This is a genomic window from Bacillus sp. mrc49 (genome assembly GCF_002803435.1).
The window spans coordinates 1-1,067 of the sequence record NZ_PHNG01000108.1 but is presented as its reverse complement, the minus strand read 5'-3'; the positions used below and the strand labels follow the sequence as shown (position 1 = coordinate 1,067).

3 protein-coding genes are annotated in these 1,067 nt (G+C 36.7%); 2 read left to right on the top strand and 1 reads right to left on the bottom strand.

All coding sequences use genetic code 11. The features are described 5' to 3' along the window. The coding region (locus CVN76_RS00745) for a hypothetical protein (protein ID WP_157805393.1) at positions 1 to 211 on the bottom strand (211 nt) is incomplete at its 3' end. 193 nt (positions 212 to 404) lie between these two features. Here CVN76_RS00745 and CVN76_RS00740 point away from each other — a divergent pair. Both CVN76_RS00740 and CVN76_RS00735 read left to right on the top strand, forming a co-directional pair. Next, entirely contained in the window at positions 405 to 608 is a 204-nt protein-coding gene (locus tag CVN76_RS00740) for a hypothetical protein (RefSeq protein WP_100530075.1), read from the top strand. Positions 609 to 695: 87 nt separating this feature from the next. Beyond that, positions 696 to 1,067 (top strand): hypothetical protein (locus CVN76_RS00735; RefSeq protein WP_157805392.1); only part of this gene is annotated, 372 nt, incomplete at its 3' end.

The following is a 1,067-nucleotide window of genomic DNA, read 5'->3' as shown; positions in this document are numbered from 1 at the left end:
TTTTTTTTTCATGTTTGGCCATAACCTCTTCTGCCAAGCTCGTAGAAAATAGATCTTGTTCGACATCCTTGATAGAACCGCCTGCACTAGCAGATTTAATTGTATGGAATAAGGAATTTCTCGTTCCGTTCGATTTCAGTATGATGCCTTTTTTATCTGTCACGATAAGCTGATCATAAATAGACAAGAGTGCAGAGGTGAAGTAATCCATTAATGTCTACCTGCCTTTCATTAAACTCCTAGATTCAATATGACAGAAATTTCACAACTGTTCAATAGTTTCAAAAATGAATATTATTCCTATTGAAAACGCTTTAATAATGGCACTTTCTAGTTGGCATGGTTATTGCATTTAAGAAAAGTGAGGGAATAAACAAGAGAAGGCAAAGGGGGGAGAAGCAATTTTGAATAAAGTGAATCAGTTTCAACAGAATATCCAGTCAGAAGATCCCTTCATCAAAAGTCTATATTCAGATTTGAATGAACGGATCGATGCGTATGAGCAGGAAGATGCTGTGAAAGTCGACAAAATGAAATGGAGGGATGCGACCGGTTCTATTTTTTTCATGCTATTAATCATTGTCTATTTAGTCTATGTACTTGTTTAAGGTAGTGTACTTTTACATTGTCTATTACATTAACAGCCGTAATTCCATTCCATTCAATCAATATATCTATAGTTGGGAGAGAAGCGTGTGAGTAAAGAGAATTCCTCCATTTCGAAGGATGTGGCCTTTGGCTTTTTACCGGCAAGTAAAAGTGACCGGATTTTTAACCTTAGGGATTTAATTTTAGTTCAGGTTGTTATTGGTCTCTCATCTTTTGGGCTGTTAACTGGGGGATATACAGGTACAATGCTTGATTTAAAGCACTCACTGGCAGCGATTTTATTCGGTAATGCCTTCCCAATGTTGTTGATCGTTCCCATTACCTTGTATTTTGCGCGTTACGGCATAGACACCTTTGTCGGGTTTCGAAGTTCACTAGGCTATCTAGGATCCAATATTTTTTTCTTTGTTTTTCTTATTTTAACTCTCGGCTATATTTCGATTGCGCTTTTTATGTCT